This is a genomic window from Shewanella eurypsychrophilus, assembly GCF_007004545.3.
Lineage (GTDB): Bacteria > Pseudomonadota > Gammaproteobacteria > Enterobacterales > Shewanellaceae > Shewanella > Shewanella eurypsychrophilus.
On the sequence record NZ_CP045503.2, the window covers coordinates 4,389,908 to 4,414,379 of the forward strand.

Sequence of the window (24,472 nt, forward strand, 5' to 3'; positions counted from 1 at the left end):
TTAAAAACAATAAAAAAGGCCGCGAAGCGGCCTTTTTTATTAAGTAAATAGTCTTACTTAATGCGTTTATGTAACTCTTGTATAGAAGTCACTGTGCTTCTGTCATCTGCAGCGTGTGCCATACATGTTGCAAATGCAGCGTTTAGGGTTGTCGTGTAATCAACCTTATAACGCAATGCACCGCGACGCAATTGACGTGAATCTTCAATCGCCTGACGGCCTTCAGTGGTATTCACAATATAGGTGTATTCACCGTTCTTGATGCGGTCAAGAATGTGCGGACGTCCTTCATGTACCTTGTTAACCAAGCGAGGGTTAATGCCCGCTTCACCAAGAATAATTGCAGTGCCGTGAGTGGCATCAATTTCATATCCCAGTGCAATCAGGTTCGAAGCTAAGTCCGCTACTCTTTGCTTATCGCTGTCACGAACAGATAAAAGAGCACGTCCAGACTTAGGTACAGCTGCAGTAGCGCCAAGTTGCGCCTTAGCATACGCTTCAGCGAAAGTATTACCGACACCCATCACCTCACCAGTAGAGCGCATCTCAGGGCCAAGCATAGGATCGACACCCGGGAACTTGTTAAACGGTAACACCACTTCTTTCACCGAGAAGAAAGGTGGAATTACTTCCTTGGTAAAGTTTTGTGACTTAAGGCTTTGACCCGCCATCACACGCGCGGCTATCTTAGCTAAAGGTACGCCAGTCGCCTTAGAGACAAATGGCACGGTACGTGCGGCGCGAGGGTTAACTTCGATCATATAGATCTCATCATCCTTCACGGCAAACTGCACATTCATCAAGCCAATGACCCCAAGTTCTATGGCCAGTTTTCCCACCTGCTCACGCATGCGGTTCTGAACATCTTCACTTAGGCTATAAGGAGGCAATGAACAACCTGAATCACCTGAGTGCACCCCAGCTTGCTCGATATGCTCCATGATAGAGCCGATAACCACAGTCTCACCATCACAGATAGCATCGATATCGATCTCAATGGCATTATCTAAGAAACGGTCAAGCAATACTGGAGAGGAGTTTGACACGCTCACGGCTTCGTTGAAGTAGCGACGTAAATCTTGCTCATCATAGACGATTTCCATCGCCCGACCACCGAGTACATAAGACGGACGTACAACTAACGGATAACCGATACGCTCAGCCGAGATAATGGCACTTTCGACTGTCGTCACGGTATCATTTTCTGGCTGTTTCATGTCCAGACGATGAATAGCCTGCTGGAAACGTTCTCTGTCTTCGGCGCGGTCAATCGCATCCGGGCTAGTACCGATTATCGGTACGCCTGCAGCTTCGAGTTCACGGGCTAACTTAAGCGGTGTTTGGCCACCATATTGTACGATAACGCCTTTGGGCTTCTCGATGCGAACAATCTCAAGCACATCTTCCAGAGTGACAGATTCGAAATAGAGTCTGTCGGACGTATCGTAATCAGTTGATACTGTTTCTGGGTTACAGTTGACCATAATGGTCTCATAACCGTCTTCACGCAAAGCAAGAGCCGCATGCACACAACAGTAATCAAACTCGATACCCTGACCTATTCTGTTTGGACCGCCACCTAAGATCATGATCTTGTCACGATTAGATGGGTTTGACTCACACTCTTCCTCATAGGTAGAGTACATATAAGCAGTATCGGTTGAGAACTCGGCGGCACAAGTATCGACGCGCTTGTACACTGGATGTATCTCATGCTTATGACGTAACTTGCGAACTTCTGACTCGCTGACACCGAGCAAATCTGATAAACGTAAATCAGAGAAGCCTTTACGTTTAAGCTGGCGTAGGAAGACCTCATTCAGGCCCGACATGCCAGTATCTTTAACCTGAGTCTCAAAATTAATCAGATCTTGTATCTGTACCAAGAACCAAGGGTCAACATTAGTCAGCTCGAAGATATCATCGACAGAGAGACCCGCACGGAAAGCATCGCCAATATACCAAATTCTGTCTGCGCCAGGTTCTGTGAGTTCGTGGCGAATTCTTTTCATCGCATCGACACTTTCGATATCGATAATAGGATCTAGGCCATTCTTACCGACTTCGAGTCCACGCAATGCTTTTTGCAGTGATTCTTGGAACGTACGCCCAATGGACATCACTTCACCAACCGACTTCATCTGAGTAGTTAGACGGTCATTTGCACCGGCAAACTTCTCGAAGTTGAAGCGCGGCATTTTGGTAACCACATAATCGATAGCAGGCTCAAACGAAGCGGGTGTATTACCACCAGTAATATCGTTTTTAAGCTCATCTAGAGTAAAACCTACTGCTAACTTGGCCGCTATCTTAGCAATCGGGAAACCTGTTGCCTTAGATGCCAATGCAGAAGAGCGTGATACTCTTGGGTTCATCTCGATGATAACCATACGGCCATCTTTTGGATTGATACCGAACTGTACGTTAGAACCGCCCGTCTCCACACCAATCTCACGCAGAACCGCAATAGAAGCGTTACGCATCAACTGATATTCTTTATCCGTCAATGTCTGAGCAGGAGCTACGGTGATCGAGTCACCTGTATGCACGCCCATTGGATCGAAGTTTTCAATAGCGCAGACGATGATACAGTTATCATTTTTGTCACGCACCACTTCCATCTCGTACTCTTTCCAACCGATAAGCGACTCATCGATTAGCAGCTCGCTAGTAGGCGACAGATCCAGCCCTTGAGTACAGATCTCTTCGAATTCTTCGATGTTATAAGCAATACCGCCGCCGCTGCCACCCATTGTGAAAGACGGGCGAATAATACACGGGAATCCCAAAGTTTCCTGCACCGCGAATGCCTCGGCCATCGTATGGGCAAAACCCGCACGTGGACACTCGAGGCCAATGGCTTTCATCGCCTTATCGAAACGGCCACGATCTTCGGCTTTGTCAATAGCATCGGCTGTGGCGCCAATCATTTCGACATTAAACTCTTTCAGCACACCCTTGCTTTCCAGCTCCAGCGCACAGTTAAGCGCCGTCTGGCCACCCATGGTAGGTAGAATCGCATCAGGACGCTCTTTAGCGATAATGTTACGAACAACTTCCCAGTGAATTGGCTCGATATACGTTGCATCGGCCATCTCGGGATCTGTCATTATGGTGGCAGGGTTAGAGTTAACCAGAATAACTCGATAACCCTCTTCACGTAGCGCCTTACACGCCTGGGCACCGGAGTAATCAAACTCACATGCCTGACCGATAACGATCGGACCCGCACCCAGGATAAGAATACTTTTTATATCTGTACGTTTTGGCATTGCTTAAACCTTCTCCTGACTACTTGGCGTTTTGACGATATAGCTCGATAAGTTCAATAAAGTGATTGAACAAAGGCGCTGCATCGTGTGGACCCGGACTTGCTTCAGGATGACCCTGGAAGCTAAACGCAGGTTTATCTGTCAAATGTATACCTTGCAATGAGCCATCAAACAGTGACTTATGAGTCACCTTTATGTTGGCCGGTAGACTAGTTTCATCAGCAGCAAAACCGTGGTTTTGGCTGGTGATCATCACATTACCTTGCTCAAGGTTGCTCACTGGGTGGTTGGCACCATGATGACCAAACTTCATTTTAAGGGTTTTAGCACCGCAGGCGAGAGCCAATAGTTGATGGCCAAGACAGATACCAAATACCGGAATATCTGTTTTCAAGATCTCTTGAATAGCTGTAATGGCATAATCACATGGCTCAGGATCACCAGGGCCATTAGACAAGAACACACCATCAGGCTTCATTGCTAGCACTTCAGCTGCTGATGTCTGAGCTGGCACGACGGTGACATCACAACCACGGTCAACAAGCATACGTAATATATTACGCTTCACACCATAGTCATAAGCGACTATCTTGTATTTAAGCTCTGATTCAGGCTTATCTTCGGGTAAACCACCGACTAAACGCCAGCTACCACTGCGCCACTGATAAGCTTTATCAGTAGTGACTTCTTTGGCTAAATCCATGCCTTTTAAACCAGGGAACGCCTTGGCTTCAGCTAATGCTTTTTCAGCATCATCACCGACTAAGATACAGCCTGCTTGAGCGCCTTTTTCTCGTAAAATACGAGTCAACTTACGTGTATCAATATCGGCAATACCAACAAGCTTATTGGCTTTTAGATATTCACTCAGACCTTGCTGATTACGGAAGTTACTGGCGATTAAAGGAAGATCTCTGATGATCAGACCACGAGCATGGACTGAATCTGATTCTGTATCTTCATCATTGGTACCTGTGTTACCAATATGAGGATAAGTAAGTGTTACGATCTGGCGAGAATAAGAGGGATCTGTAAGGATCTCTTGGTAACCTGTCATTGAAGTGTTAAAAACCACTTCACCAACAGCATGTCCATCGGCACCAATTGCTGTGCCAGAGAATACAGTTCCATCTTCGAGTACGAGTAAGGCAGACTTTGTCAACGCGACCTCCATAAAAAAAAGAGCCAAGCCACTGAAATATATTGTTTTTGTTTACTTTTAAAATACCAACTTCCGTATAAATACGAAATTTTGACAAATTCGGACAACTATATACGTGTTCTTTAAGCTTGTCTACAGATTAAAAATTTAAATTATCAACACATTTTGATAAAACATAACTCCCCTCCTACACCACTTTGGTGTCCGGGGATAAATACTTCCGTGTATAAAAAAACCGCCTAATTGGCGGTTTTAAAAAATAGTAATTATTTGAGACCTAATACCTGCTGCATATCGTAGAGCCCGACATCTTGATTGACTAACCAGACCGATGCTCTCATGGCACCATTGGCGAAAGTCATACGACTCGATGCCTTATGGGTGATCTCCAACCGCTCACCGATATCGGCAAACATGGCGGTATGCTCACCGACAAGATCCCCTGCACGTATGGTAGAGAAGCCTATCGTGTTGCGATCACGCTCTCCGGTCATTCCCTCACGGCCGTAAACGGCACATTTGTTAAGATCACGACCCAAAGTTTTGGCGATCACTTCGCCCATCTTGAGTGCCGTGCCAGAAGGTGCATCTTTCTTATATCTGTGATGACCCTCGATGATCTCTATATCCGTGTAATCACCCATGACTTCGGCCGCTAACTCGAGTAGCTTCCACATCAAGTTCACTCCGACAGCCATATTAGGTGCCATTACGACTTGGGTCTTAGTAGCAGAAATAGCGATCAGCTCTTTCTGAGCATCATTAAAACCAGTGGTGCCAATCACTATGGCTTTACCATGTCTGGCACACCAATCAGCATGAACAACACTTGCTTCAGGGGATGTAAAATCGATCAACACATCAAAATCATCGACGGTCTTATCAAGTGAATCTGTGATGGGTACGTTCATCGAACCAACGCCAGCGAGTTCACCGGCATCAACGCCTATCAAGGTAGAACCCGCTCTTTCAATCGCAGCACCTAGATAGATAGCAGGATGAATTCGCGCAGCTTCAATAAGAGTACGCCCCATACGACCACTGCCGCCTGTAATAGCCACTCTTACTTGTTCTGTCATCGTATTACTTCCTTAATGCTATCTAGCTAAATTATATAACGAGCAGCTCACCTCTTTATAGTCATAAAAGAGGAACTGTTAATTCTGATTCTAAAAAAATGCCTAAGCGTTAGCTTAGGCATTTAATTGATTCTGAATTAAAGAATGTCGAGTAATTCGACTTCAAATACCAATGCGGAGTATGGCGGGATAGAAGCCCCTGCACCACGCTCACCGTATGCTAGGTGATGAGGAACATATAACTTCCACTTCGAACCTACAGGCATAAGTTGTAGCGCTTCAGTCCAACCAGCGATAACGCCAGAAACTGGGAATTCAGCAGGTTGATCACGTACCACTGAACTATCAAACACATCACCGCTGATAAAAGTACCGTGGTAATGAGTACGAACCGTAGCATCTAAGCTTGGCTTATCACCGTTACCTTCGTTGAGGATCTCATATTGAAGACCAGACTCAAGAATCACTATGCCATCACGCTTAGCGTTCTCACCTAAGAAAGTTTCGCCTTCAGCAGACGCCGCTTCTGCAGCCGCTTCTTGGACTTTCTGAATACGCTGACTGATCTCTGTAAATGCTACTTGAAGATCTTGCATAGCAACCTGGCTCTCTTTACCTTCAAACGCATCAGCTAAACCTAGCTGAACAGCTGAGATATCGATACCTTCGAACGAATTAGCTGCCAACTGCTCGCCAAGTTGACGACCTACGCCGTAACTTGCTTGCGCTTCAATACTAGTGAACTTGTCAGACATAATGATTCTACTCTCAGTAATTCAATTTAATTTCGCGCGATAGTTTACCATAGTTAAAAACTGTGATCTTAATAACCTTCTATTTATTTCAAATTTTGACATTGATTTTGTATTTTACCTTTGCTTAGCATATAAAGTGGCATCACTTGTGCCTGCATTTGGCTTAGGTCATCGATTCTGTGGCTATGTGATGGATGGGTTGATAACAGCTCAGGTCCTTGGCCGCCTCCCGCTTTAGCCATGTTCTTCCAAAGCAGCATACTTTGACTCGGATCGAATCCCGCTCGCGCCATCAACTCTACGCCCATAATATCAGCTTCACTCTCCTGCTCGCGTCCATAGGGCAATATGAAACCCACTTGAGTACCAAGCCCAAGCGCTGCCATATAGAGATCTTTATTGCTCACACCGCCAGCGCCGAGTGCGGCATCGGCTAACTGCATGCCCATCCCAGTCATCTGAGCGCGAGAAACCTGCTCATTACTGTGGTTAGCTAACACATGGGCCACCTCATGACCGATTACAGTGGCAAGTTGATCGGCATTTTCAGCCACCTTTAATAGACCGGTATAAACACCGATATGACCACCAGGTAAAGCAAAAGCATTCACCTGTTCAGACTCAAAGACCACCACATCCCACTTTATTGACTTATTAGGTAGCACCTTAGTTATTCGATTTGCAACACAATCAACGTATGCCACAGTCGCTTTATCTTTACTGATCTTCTCCTGCGTCTTTATCTGCTCGAAAGATTGGTCTCCCATCTGATTAATCTCATTCGCTGAAAACAGCAGAGTCTGCCCACGACCCGTTGGGGATTGATGGGTGGCACAGCCTGAGATAAAAAAGATGGGGAGAATTAATGGGAGTAGGTATTTCATCAATAGAGATTCCTTTGTAATACATGTCCTAGGTTCTAGGTTCTAGGTTCTAGGTTCTAGGTTCTACAAAGATTCTATCAAACTTTGATTAACTTTTAGCTATACATTAATAACACAACTCAGTTTCTTTCGATCAATGATATCTATAGGAATGCTTTTAGTTAAAGAGGGATTTTGCTCTTTCATAAATCCCCTCCATCGCAGTCCCTGCGATCGGGGATAAGCACATCCATGTACAAAAAAGCCCCGCATGCGTTAGCAGTGCGGGGCTTTATCAATTTAATTTCTGCTGTGTGAAATTAAATTAGGTATTTAGATCTTGAAAGAACTTCTTAACGCCATCGAAGAAACCTTCGGCTTTCGGGCTGTGCTTCTTAGATGCACCACATAAATTTTCATCAAATTCACGCAATAACTCTTTCTGACGCTCATTCAAATTGACAGGGGTTTCCATGACAACTTTGCAGAGCAGATCGCCAACCGCATGACTGCGTACAGACTTAACACCCTTACCACGCATGCGGAACATCCGGCCAGTTTGAGTCTCTGCTGGGATCTTCAGATTAACCTTGCCATCGAGTGTTGGTACTTCAATCCCACCGCCTAACGCAGCTTTACCGAATGAAATAGGTACTTCACAATAAAGGTTATTACCATCACGCACGAAGATTGAATGCTCTCGCACGCTAACCTGTACATACAAATCGCCAGGAGGTGCACCAAACTCGCCAGCCTCGCCTTCGCCTGACAGACGAATACGATCGCCGTTATCGACACCAGCAGGGATCTTAACCGATAATGTCTTGCTCTTCTCAACGCGACCTTCACCATGACACTTATTACAAGGGTCTTTAATGATCTTACCGCGGCCATGACAAGTTGGACAGGCTTGCTGAACAGCAAAGAATCCCTGACGCATCTGGACTTGACCTTGACCATGACAAGTGCCACATGTTGTCGGTTTTGATCCTTTCTTAGCACCGGTACCATCACATGGTTCACAAGCTGCTAAAGCTGGGATACGAAGTTCTTTAGTTAAGCCTTTAACCGCTTCTTCCAAAGAAAGTTCAAGATTATAACGCAAGTCACTACCACGAGCAGCCTGACGTTGACCACCACCTCGGCGTCCACCACCAAAAATGTCGCCGAATACATCACCGAATACATCGCCAAAATCAGCATGTCCACCACCGCCGCCACGATTAGGATCGACACCTGCATGACCAAATTGGTCATAGGCTGCTTTCTTATCGCTATCGGTCAGGATTTCGTAGGCTTCTTTCACTTCTTTGAAATTGGCTTCAGCGTCCTTGTCACCTGGGTTGCGATCCGGGTGAAACTTCATGGCTAAACGCTTGTAAGCCTTTTTAATTTCACGTTCGCTGGAGTCACGACCGACACTTAGTACTTCGTAGTAATCTCGCTTTGACATAATCTCACGCTTTGTTTGCTGATATGGTAGCTGGGCAGCTAATCTTGTTGCTCAAGTCACAACTACGGGCGTTAGAGTTTCCTCTAACGCCCGTATTCAATAATTCAGGGGTTAGCCTTTATTATTTCTTGTCATCTTTCACTTCTTCAAACTCTGCATCAACAACATCTTCATCAGGCTTAGCCGCTTGTGCTTCCCCTTCTGGCGCTTGTTGTCCTTGCTCAGCTTGTGCTTTAGCTTGAGCAATTTCCATCAACTTTGAAGACGCTTCCATTAGCTCTTGAGTTGACTTATCGATGGCTTCTTTGTCGTTACCTTTAGTTGCGGTATCGACGGCAGCCATAGCAGCTTCAATCTTTTCTTTTTCGTCAGCTGGTAGTGCTTCGCCAGCTTCTTCAATCTGCTTCTTAGTCGCGTGAACCATGCCATCAGCTTGGTTACGAGCTGTAACTAGCTCTTCAAACTTAGCATCTTCATCGGCATGAGCTTCGGCATCACGAACCATAGCTTCAACTTCTTCTTCACTAAGACCAGAAGAGGCTTTGATGGTGATTTTCTGCTCTTTACCTGTCTTCTTATCAGTTGCAGATACATGCAAGATACCATCGGCATCAATATCGAAACCAACTTCAATCTGTGGTGTGCCACGTGGAGCAGCTCCAATACCTTCTAGATTGAATTGACCTAGAGACTTGTTGCCACTTGATTGCTTACGCTCACCTTGAAGCACGTGAATCGTTACTGCACTCTGATTATCGTCAGCAGTTGAGAATGTCTGGCTAGCCTTAGTCGGGATAGTGGTGTTCTTCTCGATAAGCTTAGTCATTACGCTACCCATAGTCTCAATACCTAGAGACAGAGGTGTAACGTCAAGTAGCAATACGTCTTTCACTTCACCAGAAAGTACACCGGCTTGAACTGCTGCACCAATGGCAACCGCTTCATCAGGGTTAACATCTTGACGAAGTTCTTTACCGAAGAACTCTGACACTTCAGCACGTACTTTAGGCATACGAGTCTGACCACCAACAAGAATCACTTCGTTGATATCAGAGACACTTAGGTCTGCATCCGCAAGAGCAACTTTTAGCGGCTCAAGGGTACGAGTAATTAGGTCTTCAACCAACGACTCAAGCTTAGCACGAGTGATCTTAACCACTAAGTGTTTAGGGCCTGATGCGTCAGCAGTGATGTAAGGCAAGTTAACTTCAGTTTGAGTCGTACTTGAAAGTTCGATCTTAGCTTTTTCAGCGGCTTCTTTTAGACGCTGCATAGCCAATGGATCTTTACGTAAGTTCATGCCTTGCTCTTTTTCGAACTCATCAGCAAGATACTTAATCATACGGTTATCAAAATCTTCACCACCTAAGTGGGTGTCACCGTTAGTCGCTAGAACTTCAAATGTCTGCTCGCCATCAACACTATCGATTTCAATGATAGAGATATCAAATGTACCACCACCTAAATCGTATACTGCAACGATGTTATCGCCTTGCTTCTTATCAATACCGTATGCCAGTGCAGCAGCAGTTGGTTCGTTGATGATACGCTTAACTTCAAGACCTGCGATACGACCAGCATCTTTAGTTGCTTGACGCTGTGAATCGTTAAAGTATGCAGGAACTGTGATTACCGCTTCAGTGACTTCTTCACCGAGGAAGTCTTCAGCAGTCTTCTTCATTTTCTTCAAAATTTCAGCAGACACTTGCGGCGGAGCCATCTTCTTACCATGAGCTTCAACCCATGCATCACCATTATCTGCACCGATGATTTTAAAAGGCATGATATCAACATCACGTTGGACTTCATCATCTTTAAAACGACGACCAATAAGACGCTTAATCGCATAGAAAGTATTTGTCGGATTTGTAACAGCCTGACGCTTTGCAGGTTGACCCACTAAGATCTCTTCGCCAGTGTAGGCGACGATTGAAGGGGTAGTACGATCGCCTTCGGCATTCTCCAATACGCGTGGTGTGTTGCCGTCTAATACAGCTACGCAAGAGTTTGTTGTGCCTAAATCGATACCAATAATTTTACCCATGGGGTGCTCCTGAAATCTTATATAGTGTTGCTAAATTTGTTATCTGATGGAGATATGGGGTTAGTCGAAATCTATTTCAAGCCCGAGTATTAAGTTAATGTGAAATTACTCTTAACTGGGAACACTCAGTAAACCGCTTGTCTATTTCTTTTCGACTGGCGCTAACGCACCCCATAATCTTGCCTTAAACCCTATATTGGGTCGTTTGCATTGATTACAAGTCTTAACAGCTAAAAATTGCACACTTAGATAATTTTTTTGATCTTTGACTCATCTTTGCAATAAGACTAAGTGTATAATGGATACAATCTTAGAGTGCGGTGATTTATTGATTATAAATACATCGTGTCGTTATCTCTGTTGTAAAGAGTAAAGTCATTGAAACAATCAAATCAGGCCTATCTATATGGCATTGGGGCTATCTGCCTTTGGTCAACTGTTGCCACAGCATTTAAGCTTGCGCTCGCTCATTTTAGCCCTCTGCAACTGGTATTTGTCGCAACCATCACCTCTATCGCAGCCCTAAGTCTGCTTTTATTAGCACAAAGAAAGCTAGGTTTGATAAAAGCGCAATTTAAAGCTAAGCCATGGTTTTACCTGCAAACGGGTCTGTTAAACCCATTCCTTTATTACCTAGTATTATTTAAAGCTTATGATCTACTGCCAGCCCAGCAGGCACTGTCCCTCAATTACACCTGGGCTATTTTACTGCCATTATTATCAGTACCACTACTTTCTCAAAAACTCAGAAAGAGTGATATGACCGCTGCCATCGTGGCGTATTTTGGCGTATTTGTTATTGCCACCAATGGCAATTTGACCAGCTTTTCTTTTGAAAGTGGCACAGGGGTTATGCTTGCACTCACCAGCACACTGCTTTGGTCTCTGTACTGGATTATAAATACTAAAGATAAAGGCGATCCGGTCGTCAGCTTATTATTGAGCTTTCTAGTTGGCTTTCCCTTTATTTTAGTCACACTATTATGGACTCAAGAGCTACCTAGCTGGAATACTCAGGCATTTTCAGCTGGGATTTATGTTGGCCTGTTTGAAATGGGTGTCACCTTTGTTCTTTGGTTAATAGCCTTGAAGAAAGCGGACCGCACCGCCAGTATCAGCACTATGGTCTTTATGTCACCGGTTATGTCAATCGGCTTTATCGCCTGGATTTTACAAGAGCAAATAGCCAGATCGACATATGTAGGACTCGCCTTAATTCTAACTGCATTAGCCCTGCAGCAACTGCTGCCATACCTCAATAAGCTGAAAACGAGGAGCCCAAGGGAAACAGGCGAGTCCGCGTAAACGCATTCTTCATTAAAAAGCCCACCTTTGTCGATAGGTGGGCTTTTTCGTGTCAGTGCTCATATATTTTCTTTTCAATACTTATTGAGAGAGCTGTTTACGCTGTTAAATAGCACTAACAAAGGTTTGCGTCATAATCTATTGCTAGTTTATAGCTTATGATGAACATCGATTTGACCAACACCCACATTAACATTCAATTGACCAAAGCCTGTCTGCTCCTCATTGTGATAACTCTGCATAACAAAGCTTCTGCTTACCTCGACACTTTGCCCCTGGAGGTTTACCTCAACCTCGCCAACACCAGACTCTAATGATACTGAGCGATATAAGATTTCATGATTAATCTCTGCATGACCGACGCCCAAGTCGATATCAATATTGTTTTCCATATTGGATACTTCAATTTGCCCTATACCAACATTGAGGTTTAACGCAGCTTGCCGAGGAAGGTACACCACCCACTCCTGCTTAACATCATCTTGCTCTGTCACCTTAAGTTCAATCTCAGATGATGACTCAACCACATCAAGCTCAATATCTTCAACATCAGCACTACCCCATAAAGAGAACCAGTTACTTTCACTCGGTGTTACGAGCACCTCAATACGGATCTCTTGCTCATCAGTGGCAATGAACTTCGCCGAACCGATATCCATGTCGAGTAACACCTCTTGACCTGTATAGGCAAAAGTCTGACTTAAGGTCTTTGTGGTATCGGCTGATGCCGCGGTGACAGCCAAAGAGGAGAAGGCAGCTGAAACAACCATGATGCTGCTCAGGGTTGCTGTAAGAAGTTTTTTAATTAACGGGTTCATTTGTGCCATCCTGTCATTGGGTTCCTTTGAATATGCCTACATACAAGCAAGACCCAGACCAAGTTTGTTTTCTATTTAATTTCAATCGATTAGAAATTTAAATATGGAGTAGAGGGTGGGACCATTTTAGTTTATTAGTAGGATGGACTAATGGTTGGTGATTTTTACTATAGGGCTTGAGGACTTGTCGAGGTGCCGTGCAAGGATGCCTCAATGTCGTGATCACAAGATGTAACTGAACGACCTTACATGCAAGCACTTATATGACACGCCGCTAGCACCGTCTCTACTTGGGTATTGAAAATATTACGCATAATGATGAGAGAAAACTTAACACCACTTTTACTCAACCAGCATCTCTTTTAAGTAGAACGGGCATAGCTCTTTTGCTAGAATCCCCCCTAATTTTTATGGTGGCAATCCTGACATAGGGGATTACTGCCACACTTTGTTTAGTACTGACGGTTTCGTCATCGTAATTTTCATACAAAGTATTCAGGTTTTACTATTTAAAGGCAGGCTATGACCGTTCTTCTAATGACTCCCCCTATGACCCAGCTGAATACGCCCTATCCAGCAACAGCGTATTTAACTGGTTTTTTACGCTCTCGAGGCTATGAGGCGGTTCAGCGAGATCCTGCTATTGAGCTTTTTCTAGAGATGATGACAGCGCCTGCTCTGGAGATTATTCGTCAGCATGTGGAAGAAAACTTCGAGCACTTGGAAGATGATGAGCTACCCGATGTGATCTTTAATTTTCTGGCTGAGTTTGACCGTTACCACCAGACAGTTGAAAGCGCGATTCGTTTTTTACAGGGCAAAGATCCAAGCCTTGCACTGCGTATTAACTCCCGTCGTTTTTTACCTGAAGGTCCAGCGTTTGACGCGATTGCTCAGATGGAAGCGGTATCCGGCGATGTGTTGCAGGCAGCCTTTGGCAATCTAGGCGTACAAGATAAAGCCAAATATCTAGCAACCCTGTTTATTAATGATCTCTCAACCGTCATTACTCAGGGGGTTGATCCCTACTTTGAAGTGAGCCGTTATGGCGAGAAATTAGCGGCGGCCAATCCAAGTTTTGACAATCTCTACGATACCTTGATGGGCGAACCTAGTTTCAGCTCGGAAATTTTGGAACAATTGGTCGAGCAGTATCTAGAAGAAGCTCAGCCTAGCGTAGTAGCATTAACCGTGCCTTTTCCCGGTAATATGCTAGGCGCTCTGCGTATTGCGCAAACCTGTAAAGCCATCAATCCTGATATTCCCATCGTTATGGGCGGTGGTTTTATCAATACCGAGCTGCGCGCGCTAAAGGACCCTCGAGTATTTGAGTTTGTCGACTTTATCTGTCTGGACGACGGCGAGCGTCCTTTTATCACCCTGCTAGAGTTCTTTGAAGGAAAGCGTGAGATAGACTCACTGATGCGAACTTACTTCCTCGCTGAGGATGAAAATGGCCAAGCCTGCGTACACTTCAATGAAAATTCAGAGCTCCACGATATTCCGCAAACAGATGTCGGTGCACCGGTATACGACGGTCTGCCACTAGGGGAATACCTCTCTTTGTGTGAAATGCTCAACCCAATGCACCGCATCTGGAGCGATGGACGCTGGAATAAACTGACCATCGCCCATGGCTGTTACTGGCGCAAATGCAGCTTTTGCGATGTCAGTCTGGACTATATCGACCGTTTTGATGCCGCTGGAGCCGATGTTCTGGTGGATAGAATCGAAGAACTCATCGAAGAAACCGGACAGACAGGTTTCCACTTCGTCGATGAAGCCCTACCGCCAAAGCTTTTATTTACCATGGCAAAACGACTCATTGAGCGCAATGTGGTGATCAGCTGGTGGGGCAATATCCGTTTTGAGAGGACGTTTAGCCAAGCACGTTGCCAGTTGCTGGCAGACTCTGGTTGTATCGCTGTTAGCGGTGGTCTAGAGGTGGCGTCAGATCGTTTATTGAAACTGATGAAAAAGGGCGTGAGTGTTGAGCGTGTTGCCCAAGTAACCAAGTCCTTCAGTGATGCGGGGATATTGGTTCACGCCTATTTGATGTATGGCTTTCCGACACAAACCGAGCAAGAAACTGTTGATTCGCTGGAGATGGTGCGTCAGATGATGAAGCAAGGTTGTTTCCAATCCGCCTACTGGCACCGTTTTGTGGCCACTATTCACAGTCCTATTGGCATAAACCCTGAGAAGTTTGGTATCACGCTTGCTGAGCGCCCAGAGATCTTATTCGCTGAAAACGATGTCGACTTCACCGACCCAACCGGCACAGATCATGAGATGCTGGGCGAAGGGCTGCGTAAGGCGATTTACAACTATATGCACGGTATTGGCTTTGATCAGCCAATGAGTTTCTGGTTTAGCCAACCTGTTGTACGCACTAAGATGAAAAAAGACATGGTATCAAAAGCGATTAACAATCTTATCGCCAGCAATGAAGAGTGAACAGTCACTGCCAACAGCTGTTAAGAGTCATTAACGCCAGGTGAATATCAATAGATTTAATCTATAAAAAGGCCGCTTTCTTGTTCCAGAAGAAAGTGGTCTTATACCGATTAGTATTAAATATTGTTAGCGATAAAAGGCCATTTGTTGGCTGATATTTGTCTCCACCTACGACAAACTTACGAATATACTGAAACATTTTAAAGACGAGTAGCATCAGATGTCTAAGATTTTTATTATTGGCCTGCCCAGAACTGGCACCACCAGCATTAGCGTTGCGCTACTGGAATTGGGACTATCGGTGGCTCACACTGCGTTTACCAAACGTGCTTTTGAAGTGGCAGATGCGATATCAGACGCCCCCTGCTTTAGCGATTATCAACATTTAGATGGGCTATTCCCTAATGCTAAATTTATCTATTTAACCAGAGATATGGATAAGTGGCTGCCTTCGATGACAATGTTACTTGAAAAAATGGCCCCCCACCTAGAGCCAGAAACAGGACGATTCCATCCTATTTTAAAGCGCAGTTTTCATCATACATTCTCCTCTGTACTTCCCTTAACCCACAGCACATTAATTGACTGCTATGCACGACACCAACGAGAAGTTTTGTCATATTTTAAGCATCGAGATAACTTGTTATCAATTGATGTTAGCGAACAGGGGAGTTTGCAGAAACTGAAACAGTTTTTAGGGATAGAAATAGAGGGAAGCCTAGATTTTCCAAGATTAAATGTAGGACGTAATGTTGCCAGCTGGAAAGACTATAAACACCCGAATAAAATCAACTCCAACTTAGCGGGTATAGAACATAGGAAATACTTTGATTATTGTTTAACTCCAGCCAGAAGCTAAATCACAAAGGTGTCATCTAGCTTCATTCAAAGTCTAAATTAGAATCGATAACTCATGCCAATACTGAAGTTTTGCACTATAAGCTCTTGAATTGGTACATATTGGTATTCCACGTTAAGACCCAGCCCTGATTGGAAACGTATTCCCCAACCGACTGCACCATAGAAATCGGTTCCGTCTGTCTCAATACTCTCAATAGTGTCACTACCGAAACCACCTGAAATATCATAGTTGAGCTGATTGGCGCTGGCACCTAATTTGGCATATATGCTATTGCTTTCTGACAGAGACAGTTGACCATAAATTGCCGCGCGCACGCCCTTATAGCGAATATTATCGGCATTAGCAAATATGCCAGTAAATACGCTAACAACACCGCCACTGCCACTAAATAGACTACCCTCGATACCGAAATTGTCATTCAGCATATATCGATAATATGCATCAATACCAACACTATCCCCACCACCGTATTTATCACTATTGTCGACTTCGAAATCTTGGCTACCATAGCCAAGATTACCACCAATGATATGATTAGACTCGGCCGCTATTGCGCCAAAACTCAAAATAGATGCAATCACTATCGATAACAATTTCATAAAAATCCTTCTTCCCTAAAAATGGTTCTGTACGCTAAAGTAAGTAACTAGAACCAGAAAAAAAACAAAGCAGCAACACTGCTCTAACGGACGCTATACAAGGCGCCTAAACTGTACCTGAGATCAACGAAGGGATGATAAGTCATATATGTGTAAATTAGCAGTGATCGAAATCATCTTTATCTTTTGTATCGGTTAAATAAGTTGGATATGAGTACTTTCAATAGCTTGAGTCTGTATAGAGGGCCTGTTGTAGCAGGTTTTAAGGAAAGCCATTGAGTCGTATATCAATGGCTTTTATATCGATTGGCATTACAACTAATGATTAAGGCTCATCATTGTCACGTGGCGGCAATAACAGATGCCCTAAGCGGGTCTTCAATGTTAGCCCTGGCGAAAATGCTTCACTGAACATAGATTTCCATTCGCTGAAAGTGACCACTAGCGGGTTAAAGCTATTTATCGGCTTAGTAATACCGTACTCCACCGTTTCCTCCTCTTTGACATAAGTACCAAATAAGCGATCCCAGATGATCAGCACGCCAGCATAGTTCTTATCTATGTATTGCGGATTGCGACCATGGTGCACTCTGTGGTGCGAAGGCGTATTAAATATCCACTCGATGGGGCCTAAGGTTTTAATTGCCTGAGTATGCACAAAGAACTGCAGACCAAGATTGAGTAAGACTACAAATATCACCCAATTAGGATCGAAACCTAGCACCACCAGAGGTAGCCAGAAAATCCACATACCTGCGAGCGGATACATGAGGGATTGCCTGAATGCGGTACTGAAATTCATACTTTCCGAACTATGATGGGCTACATGGGCCGCCCACATCCAACGCACTCTGTGACTCGCACGATGGAACCAATAGTAACAAAAGTCCTGGGCTATCATGAGCAGTACAAAAGTGATGGCATTCATCTCGATATCAAATAAACGCCAGCCAAAAAACATCAGATAGAGTTTAGCTATCAGTAAACCCGTTAGGATATCCGCCCCTTGATGCATTCCAGCCAAGCCAAAGTTACACAGCACTTCAGGCAGATGATAGCGGGCATTAGCTGGCAGTTTTTTTCTTCTGTCACCCAGATACCATTCAAGTAAAATACAGATAAAAAATATCGGTGCTAATGCAATAAGCAGCATTTCCGGGTGAGCTATAAGTACACTAAATTCCATCTGGATCCCAATTCCTTTTTATCGCTATTGGTATAGTTATGGTTATTTCTACTTCAAGTTGAGTCATTTGCTTTTGAGACGATTGATGAGTGATCATTAATTACAAGTACATTACCAGCGAGCAAAGTGGTCTTCGGTCAATCCCAATACGTTATCTAGCTTATGCTTATGACCGAAGTTATCGATTATATGGCCACTATACTCCCCGATATATTGCCTAAAGTTGCTTTTGAGCAATATAAGATTCAACTTTTCCGAGCGACAATTTTTAGGTTGAAAAGTGAGATCGACTTGACCGTCATATGAGTATATTCGCCAAGCAGCTTCAATATCCAAAGCGTTTCCACCGCCCCTTAAAAAATCAAAGTGAACCGGCCCTAAAAGGTGGCGCTCGCCATTAATCCAAAATACATTTTCACTGCCACCCGTTTCATTAACACCGGCCGCCAAGTTCAGCCCCATCACCCCATCAGGGGTATGAGCATTAATACTGGCCCAACGCCAGCTGGTTTCCCTACGCATAAAACCAGCAGAGAAGTCATAACCCGCTAATGCCTGATTTAAAGGCTGCGCTTCACCATGGATAGTCAGACTTCCCTTAGGCTTCAAGCCATTATGTTTTTGGGTATAGGTCCAACCGCTGTAACCTGTTGGCGTGCAGAGTGATATAGGAAGACTTAAGGGCAGCGTGTCGAGTGTCAATTCTGCATTTATCGTTGCCGTTGATATAATCAGCTGCCACTCGCCATTAACCAACTTAAACTGAACACTGCCTTTTGAACTCTTGATATGAGCATCACCGGACATTGGCGATGGCGTTAGCTGATAACCCATACCAAGTGGTTTAAGCCATGAGGTCTCGGTAATGGTATTTTTACTCACATCATACAAATAACAAAATGCGCTACCAACATAGCGTATATCTGCAATAGCGACCCCAATAATAAACCGAGGAGTCACCAGACTCACAAATTGAAACTGTTTGAAATCGAAATATTTCTTTAAAGATGAAGCAGGCTTATCCATTTCATTGAGGTAGTTAAACTTATCCAGTGCTAGGGATGAGATCGGACCATCAAAGTAACCAAAAATGGGCTTACCTTGGCTATCAATAATCTCCTTAGGCGCGGCTACAGTCTGTATTTGTCCTGGCCTAGTTTGTGTGATTCCCATCAAGCGCTTCCTGCGTAGAATTTGAACATTTGCTCTAACCTGATGGGATTTAGGAGTAAAGTCAATTATTGCTTCGATTTAAGCTTAATTTATAGACTCCGAAATAGGGTCAATAGCAAGTTTAAATAGTCGTTAACTCTTAGCGAAGAAGACGCCACTAAAAAGCGTAATTAACCCCCACGTTGTAACTTTTCAGCGTCAAGTTACTCATAGGTACATATTGGTATTCAGCGTTTAAACCTAAGCCATTATTAAATCTGAACTCCCAACCTATCGCACCATAAAAGCCACTGTCAGTTTCGCTCACACCTAACCTGTCCTTATCTTGAGTGATATCATAATCAATCCATTGATGAGTGGCGCCCGCTTTGGCGTATAAGCTATTACTGGCACTCAGAGGTAATTTTCCGTATGCACTGGTTCGAACGCCACGATAGCTTAGGCTTTTAACATCGTGCCAAATATCAGAAAAAATGCTAAATGCCCCACCCGAACCGGACATGCCGCCAACTTCGACACCAAAGTTATCGTTAACCATATAACGGTAATAGATGTCCGCAGTAATGCTGTCACTGAAGTTAGCTGTACCATGCTCTTTAGTTTCAAAATCATGGAAACCATAGCCTAATGTTCCGCCAATGTAGTGACGAGATTCATCTGCACCCACAAACTGACTAAAGGTGAGGGCTGGCACTGCAAGTGTTAACCAAGTAAAAACAGGCTTAAGCATCAAAGGTTTCCTAGGGGATTAAGATCTGGAAGTTTATGCCGATACTTTAACAAAGCAAACTGTATGTAAACTTAACCAAGTGAGTGTATTGACTAGCTGTGGAATCGAGCATCAATTCTGGTATGCTGATGCCACCGACTTCTATACGACGACTAAAGATAATCAACATAATGAAACATCTTCCTTTACTATTGGCAGCCTCCGTTTTTCTCTCTGCTTGTGCGAGTCAAGCTCCTAGTCATATCGCATTAAATCCACAAGTTCCTGAAGTGCAAACTCAGACTCGTTCGATGCTTCCTCTTGCCATAGAAACGATTGATACCCGCTCGGCAAACTTCATCGTAAGATTTAACAACGCTGATAAAGCCGCAAAGTTGGTCAGTCCCTCTGAAGCGCCTAGAAAACAGATGGATCAAGTCTTTCGTGAAGGGTTTACCAAAGCCGGATACCAAATCGATCCGAGCTCAGTTAAACATATGCAGATACAGATAGAGCAACTGCTGACCGATGTGAATGAGTCAACGTTCGGTTTCGAAGCTAAGAGCAATATCATCATCAATATTATTGCTAAAAATAGTACTCAAGAGCTGACTAAGCGTTATTCTGCTCGCGGTACCTTATCGGGCCCTTTCAGTGCGGATTTTGCCACTCTCGAGTTAGAGATGAATAAACTTCTCGGCCAGCTCAGTGGCGATATACTCAATGATCCTGAACTGAACAATTTCATTCAACAATGATGGCAGCTGATTAAACACAGCTATTTAAATACAGCCCATTCAATTACCGTCCATAGCAGGGAAGATTTATGTTCAGCAAAATATTCACCATTGTCATATTTAGCATTTGCATGAGTGTCAGCCCTATCGCAACGGCCATCGATATCCAACCCAATACGCTTTATCCTCAAGTAGAACTTGATACCAGTATGGGTAAGATTGTCATTGAGCTAGATAGAACAAGAGCGCCTATAACCGTCGATAATTTTCTGACTTATGTCGTTAGTGGGCATTATGACAACACCCTTTTTCACCGTGTTATTGCTGACTTTGTGGTTCAAGGAGGCGGACTAGACCTTAAACAGGAAGAGAAGCCTTATGAAGCCCCTATCATCAACGAATCAGGTAACGGGCTATCAAATAGCTTTGGTACCATCGCAATGGCCCGAGAGAATGATCCTCACTCAGCGACCAGTCAGTTCTACTTTAATGTTGCAGATAATGAGCGCTTAGACCCATCATCAAGGCGCTGGGGGTATGCAGTATTTGGTGAGATCACCCAAGGCGAAGAAGTGCTTAACGCCATGGCTGCTGTTGTGACTGAACACAACAATAAGCTCGATTGGCCTGACTTTCCGGTAAAAGATGTCATTTTAAAGAAAGCGACACTAATACCTCGTAAATAGAAATTAAGTAGACAGTTCACATCTAACAGGTAGTGAAAGTAAACACTTAAAAAGTATAACAAAAATCATTCCCATTCATAAATGTTCAATATTTTTCACAAAAATTGTTCAGGATACTTTATTTAGTCCTATACTGATTAGGTTGTAATAAGGAGGCGATTTGATGACACCCAATGAGTTCATCGATAATAAAGCGCCCCAGCTGGCCCAATATGGAAAAGCGTTTTTGAGAGATCAGCTCGACTTTAATGAGGTTCAGCTATACCTATGGGACACCCTAGAAGAGTGGCAACAGTTCAATCATCAGGGTGACGCGCAGTCAGATATGGAGAAAGTGTTCTGGCATCTACTGCATGCCTTTGACAAATGGCCCGACTGGATGATCCGTGGCAATCAATACTTGCGAAATCAAGTTGATGAATGCTGTGATTATCTGAATCTTGGGGGCCAAGTGCCAAATGGCTGCTTAGGGATCAGACCCAACTCCTAATGTTCTATACTTTTTAAAAGAAAGTAAGTGTAAAACCCAAGCCCAGACTTCGCGTTTGGGCTTTTTTATGCCTTGAATAATAATATTAAACAGCCAAGTGACTCAATAGACCGCTTAGGGATCAGGCCCAACTCCTAATGTTCTATACTTTTAAAAGAAAGTAAGTGTAAAACCCAAGCCCAGACCTCACGTTTGGGCTTTTTTATGGCTTGAATAATGAAACTCAACTTCCAAGTGACTAAGGCAGCCAAGTGACTCAATAGACCGCTTAGGGATCAGACCCAACTCCTAATGTTCTATACTTTTAAAAGAAAGTAAGTGTAAAACCCAAGCCCAGACTTCGTGTTTGGGCTTTTTTATGCCTTGAATAATAATATTAAACAGCCAAGTGACTCAATAGACCGCTTAGGGATCAGGCCCAACTCCTAATGTTCTATACTTTTAAAAGATAGTAAGTGTAAAACCCAAGCCCAGACCTCACGTTTGGGCTTTTTTATGGCTTGAATAATGAAACTCAACTTCCAAGTGACTAAGGCAGCCAAGTGACTCAATAGACCGCTTAGGGATCAGGCCCAACTCCTAAAGTTCTATACTTTTTAAAAGAAAGTAAGTGTAAAACCCAAGCCCAGACTTCGTGTTTGGGCTTTTTTATGGCTTGAATTTCACACGACTAAAATCTGGATTAGGTCAAAGCTAAAAATAATTAATTTACAGAGACTAAGTGGCTATAGTCATTCAATGAGATACATATTAAGCTAGGGTATCGTCAATAAGAACTCTTTATATGTCATTAGCTATTCAATCTACATCTTCCCGCATTAAAGACGCACTATCGATATATATGCACAAGCGCGTACTGATCCTGCTACTGCTTGGCTTCTCTGCTGGCTTACCACTCATGCTGGTGTTCTCGACGCTGTCATTCTGGTTAAGAGAGGCTGGTGTTGATCGAGCAGCTATAGGTTACTTTAGCTGGATTGCACTCACCTATGCCTTTAAATGGGCATGGTCACCACTCGTGGATCGCATGTCTTTACCCATATTTACCCGCTTATTTGGACGCCGAAGAGGCTGGATGGTCTTCGCCCAATTATGTCTAGTCGGCGCCATTATTGGAATGTCCTATAGTGATCCCTTGGTCGACTTAGAACGATTAGCAATATGCGCTTTTTTATTAGCTTTAGCGTCCGCGACCCAAGATATTGTCATCGATGCCTTTCGAATTGAGTCAGCACCAGAAAAAATGCAAGCCGCATTAGCGGCGGCATATCAAGTGGGCTATCGCGGGGCGATGATTGTCGCCACCGCAGGCGCGTTAACCATTGCCGCTTGGGTTGATCCTGGTAACGATGGATACAATCTCGAGTCATGGCAAACAGCTTACTTTGTGATGGCATTACTGATGTCGGTCGGTATTATTACGACTCTTTTCAGTAAAGAGCCAACAGTTGATACTAAAAGCGCTGACGAAAATGAGTTACAACTTAAGCTGAAATTTGCACAGAAATACCCTGCAACAATAGCAACACCACTCGCCTGGCTATACAGTGCCAGTGTATTGCCTTTTATCGATTTTTTTAAGCGGTACGGTAAAAGTGCTATCCTGATTTTATTACTGATTTCATGTTATCGCATTTCAGATATCGTCATGGGTATTATGGCCAATGTGTTCTATGTCGACATGGGGTTCAGTAAAGAAGAAATTGCATTTGTTAGCAAAGTTTATGGCCTGATTATGACCTTAGTTGGTGCAGCATTTGGAGGGCTATTGATCGTTCGCTACGGGACAATGAAAATTCTATTTCTTGGAGCATTATTAGTCGCTGTCACGAATCTTCTTTTCGCATGGCAGGCTCATATTGGCTACAATATGTCCTTTTTAACCTTTGCCATTTCAGTCGATAACTTCAGTGCCGGAATTGCTACTGCGGCATTCATTGCTTATTTATCTAGCCTCACAAGCAGCGGATACAGTGCAACACAATATGCCTTGCTGTCTTCGATAATGATACTCTTCCCCAAGTTTATAGCTGGATTTTCAGGTGTCTACGTCGATGCATTTGGTTATGTAAACTTCTTTATTGCAGCCAGTTTAATTGGTTTCCCCGTATTGATTCTGGTCTATATTGTCGATAAGCGCACACGCCATGATGACGATATTACAGACGAATCAAATGAGGTTTCGGTCACTAAACCTTAGCGTTTCAGTTAAAGGCTGTTGATATTGGTAAAATGAAAAAAGACGCTTAAAGAGCTGCTCCTTAAGCGTCTTTCATCTTGATTTTTCGCAGAAAACGTAAGTTTACCTAGTCTCTGAAATTATTAAACTGAAAAGGCTGACCTAAATCTGCTTCACGTGCCAATGCCATCACGGCTTGCAAGTCATCACGCTTCTTACCTGTAACACGAACCGAGTCACCCTGAATCGCCGACTGTACTTTAAGTTTGCTGTCTTTGATCTTCTTGACTAGCTTCTTCGCGATTAAGCTTTCAATACCCTCTTTAAACCTAACTTTCAAAGAGAAGGTTTTTCCGCTGTGAATGGCTTTTTCATCAACATCCATTGATCCTGGATCAACATTACGTTTACTCATCTGCATACGCAATATGTCCACCAGCTGATTGCACTGAAAATCATCTTCGGCAGAAAGAGTGACTATGTGATCTTTATATTCAATACTCGCTTCTTTCCCACGAAAATCAAAACGAGTCTTAAGCTCACGTACCGAGTTATCTACGGCGTTACGCAGCTCCACTTCATCGACTTCAGAAACTATATCCATTGATGGCATTTCAAGTGTCCTATTAATAATATTTTTAGT

20 protein-coding genes are annotated in these 24,472 nt (G+C 43.8%); 7 read left to right on the top strand and 13 right to left on the bottom strand.

The window, feature by feature from the left end:
* Window positions 1-53: 53 nt before the first annotated feature.
* The 7 genes from carB to dnaK form a co-directional block, all read right to left on the bottom strand.
* Complete coding sequence (gene carB / locus FM038_RS18730; protein ID WP_142870544.1) at window positions 54-3,272, bottom strand: carbamoyl-phosphate synthase large subunit; 3,219 nt, start codon at window positions 3,270-3,272, stop codon at window positions 54-56.
* A gap of 19 nt (window positions 3,273-3,291) precedes the next feature.
* Window positions 3,292-4,446, bottom strand: coding sequence for a glutamine-hydrolyzing carbamoyl-phosphate synthase small subunit (gene carA / locus FM038_RS18735; RefSeq protein WP_142870545.1), 1,155 nt, complete (start codon window positions 4,444-4,446; stop codon window positions 3,292-3,294).
* A 254-nt stretch (window positions 4,447-4,700) separates the two neighbouring features.
* A complete protein-coding gene (dapB, locus tag FM038_RS18740; RefSeq protein WP_142870546.1) occupies window positions 4,701-5,513 on the bottom strand; it encodes a 4-hydroxy-tetrahydrodipicolinate reductase in 813 nt (270 codons plus the stop codon).
* A gap of 137 nt (window positions 5,514-5,650) precedes the next feature.
* Window positions 5,651-6,268, bottom strand: a complete 618-nt coding sequence (locus tag FM038_RS18745; RefSeq protein WP_142870547.1) for a BamJ family beta-barrel-assembly machinery protein — start codon at window positions 6,266-6,268, stop codon at window positions 5,651-5,653.
* An 83-nt stretch (window positions 6,269-6,351) separates the two neighbouring features.
* Window positions 6,352-7,152 (bottom strand): M48 family metallopeptidase, encoded by an 801-nt coding sequence (locus tag FM038_RS18750; RefSeq protein WP_142870548.1) that lies wholly within the window; start codon window positions 7,150-7,152, stop codon window positions 6,352-6,354.
* A 304-nt stretch (window positions 7,153-7,456) separates the two neighbouring features.
* Window positions 7,457-8,584 carry a molecular chaperone DnaJ gene (dnaJ, locus tag FM038_RS18755; RefSeq protein ID WP_142870549.1) on the bottom strand — a complete coding sequence of 376 codons (1,128 nt, stop codon included), beginning with the start codon at window positions 8,582-8,584 and terminating at the stop codon, window positions 7,457-7,459.
* Between the two features lie 121 nt (window positions 8,585-8,705).
* Window positions 8,706-10,628 carry a molecular chaperone DnaK gene (dnaK, locus tag FM038_RS18760; protein ID WP_142870550.1) on the bottom strand — a complete coding sequence of 641 codons (1,923 nt, stop codon included), beginning with the start codon at window positions 10,626-10,628 and terminating at the stop codon, window positions 8,706-8,708.
* 378 nt (window positions 10,629-11,006) lie between these two features.
* Between dnaK and FM038_RS18765 the strand changes: the two genes are divergently transcribed.
* Window positions 11,007-11,933 (top strand): DMT family transporter, encoded by a 927-nt coding sequence (locus FM038_RS18765; protein ID WP_142870551.1) that lies wholly within the window; start codon window positions 11,007-11,009, stop codon window positions 11,931-11,933.
* A gap of 149 nt (window positions 11,934-12,082) precedes the next feature.
* Here FM038_RS18765 and FM038_RS18770 read toward each other — a convergent pair whose 3' ends face one another.
* A complete protein-coding gene (locus tag FM038_RS18770) occupies window positions 12,083-12,751 on the bottom strand; it encodes a hypothetical protein (protein WP_142870552.1) in 669 nt (222 codons plus the stop codon).
* 522 nt (window positions 12,752-13,273) lie between these two features.
* On the opposite strand from FM038_RS18770, the gene FM038_RS18775 reads away from it, so the two are divergent.
* Window positions 13,274-15,208, top strand: a complete 1,935-nt coding sequence (locus FM038_RS18775; protein ID WP_142870553.1) for a B12-binding domain-containing radical SAM protein — start codon at window positions 13,274-13,276, stop codon at window positions 15,206-15,208.
* Between the two features lie 220 nt (window positions 15,209-15,428).
* Window positions 15,429-16,067, top strand: coding sequence for a sulfotransferase family protein (locus tag FM038_RS18780; protein WP_142870554.1), 639 nt, complete (start codon window positions 15,429-15,431; stop codon window positions 16,065-16,067).
* A 38-nt stretch (window positions 16,068-16,105) separates the two neighbouring features.
* Here the strand turns inward: FM038_RS18780 and FM038_RS18785 are convergent, their stop codons facing one another.
* The 4 genes from FM038_RS18785 to FM038_RS18800 all read right to left on the bottom strand — a co-directional run bounded on the left by FM038_RS18785 (window position 16,106) and on the right by FM038_RS18800 (window position 19,758).
* Window positions 16,106-16,669, bottom strand: coding sequence for a porin family protein (locus FM038_RS18785; RefSeq protein ID WP_142870555.1), 564 nt, complete (start codon window positions 16,667-16,669; stop codon window positions 16,106-16,108).
* 325 nt (window positions 16,670-16,994) lie between these two features.
* Window positions 16,995-17,855, bottom strand: coding sequence for a sterol desaturase family protein (locus FM038_RS18790; protein WP_142870556.1), 861 nt, complete (start codon window positions 17,853-17,855; stop codon window positions 16,995-16,997).
* Window positions 17,856-17,966: 111 nt separating this feature from the next.
* Entirely contained in the window at window positions 17,967-19,028 is a 1,062-nt protein-coding gene (locus FM038_RS18795) for a DUF2804 domain-containing protein (protein ID WP_142870557.1), read from the bottom strand.
* A 157-nt stretch (window positions 19,029-19,185) separates the two neighbouring features.
* On the bottom strand, window positions 19,186-19,758 hold the full coding sequence (locus FM038_RS18800; protein WP_142870558.1) for a porin family protein: 573 nt from the start codon (window positions 19,756-19,758) through the stop codon (window positions 19,186-19,188).
* A 170-nt stretch (window positions 19,759-19,928) separates the two neighbouring features.
* Here FM038_RS18800 and FM038_RS18805 point away from each other — a divergent pair, with 170 nt between their 5' ends.
* From FM038_RS18805 to FM038_RS18820, 4 genes are all read left to right on the top strand, one after another.
* A complete protein-coding gene (locus tag FM038_RS18805; protein ID WP_142870559.1) occupies window positions 19,929-20,495 on the top strand; it encodes a YajG family lipoprotein in 567 nt (188 codons plus the stop codon).
* A 68-nt stretch (window positions 20,496-20,563) separates the two neighbouring features.
* Complete coding sequence (locus FM038_RS18810) at window positions 20,564-21,160, top strand: peptidylprolyl isomerase (protein ID WP_142870560.1); 597 nt, start codon at window positions 20,564-20,566, stop codon at window positions 21,158-21,160.
* Between the two features lie 163 nt (window positions 21,161-21,323).
* Window positions 21,324-21,650, top strand: a complete 327-nt coding sequence (locus FM038_RS18815) for a hypothetical protein (protein ID WP_142870628.1) — start codon at window positions 21,324-21,326, stop codon at window positions 21,648-21,650.
* A 784-nt stretch (window positions 21,651-22,434) separates the two neighbouring features.
* Window positions 22,435-23,850: an AmpG family muropeptide MFS transporter gene (locus tag FM038_RS18820; RefSeq protein ID WP_142870561.1), complete on the top strand. Its 1,416-nt coding sequence runs from the start codon at window positions 22,435-22,437 to the stop codon at window positions 23,848-23,850.
* Window positions 23,851-23,956: 106 nt separating this feature from the next.
* Here FM038_RS18820 and FM038_RS18825 read toward each other — a convergent pair whose 3' ends face one another.
* Window positions 23,957-24,442: a YajQ family cyclic di-GMP-binding protein gene (locus tag FM038_RS18825; RefSeq protein WP_142870562.1), complete on the bottom strand. Its 486-nt coding sequence runs from the start codon at window positions 24,440-24,442 to the stop codon at window positions 23,957-23,959.
* Window positions 24,443-24,472 lie beyond the last annotated feature (30 nt).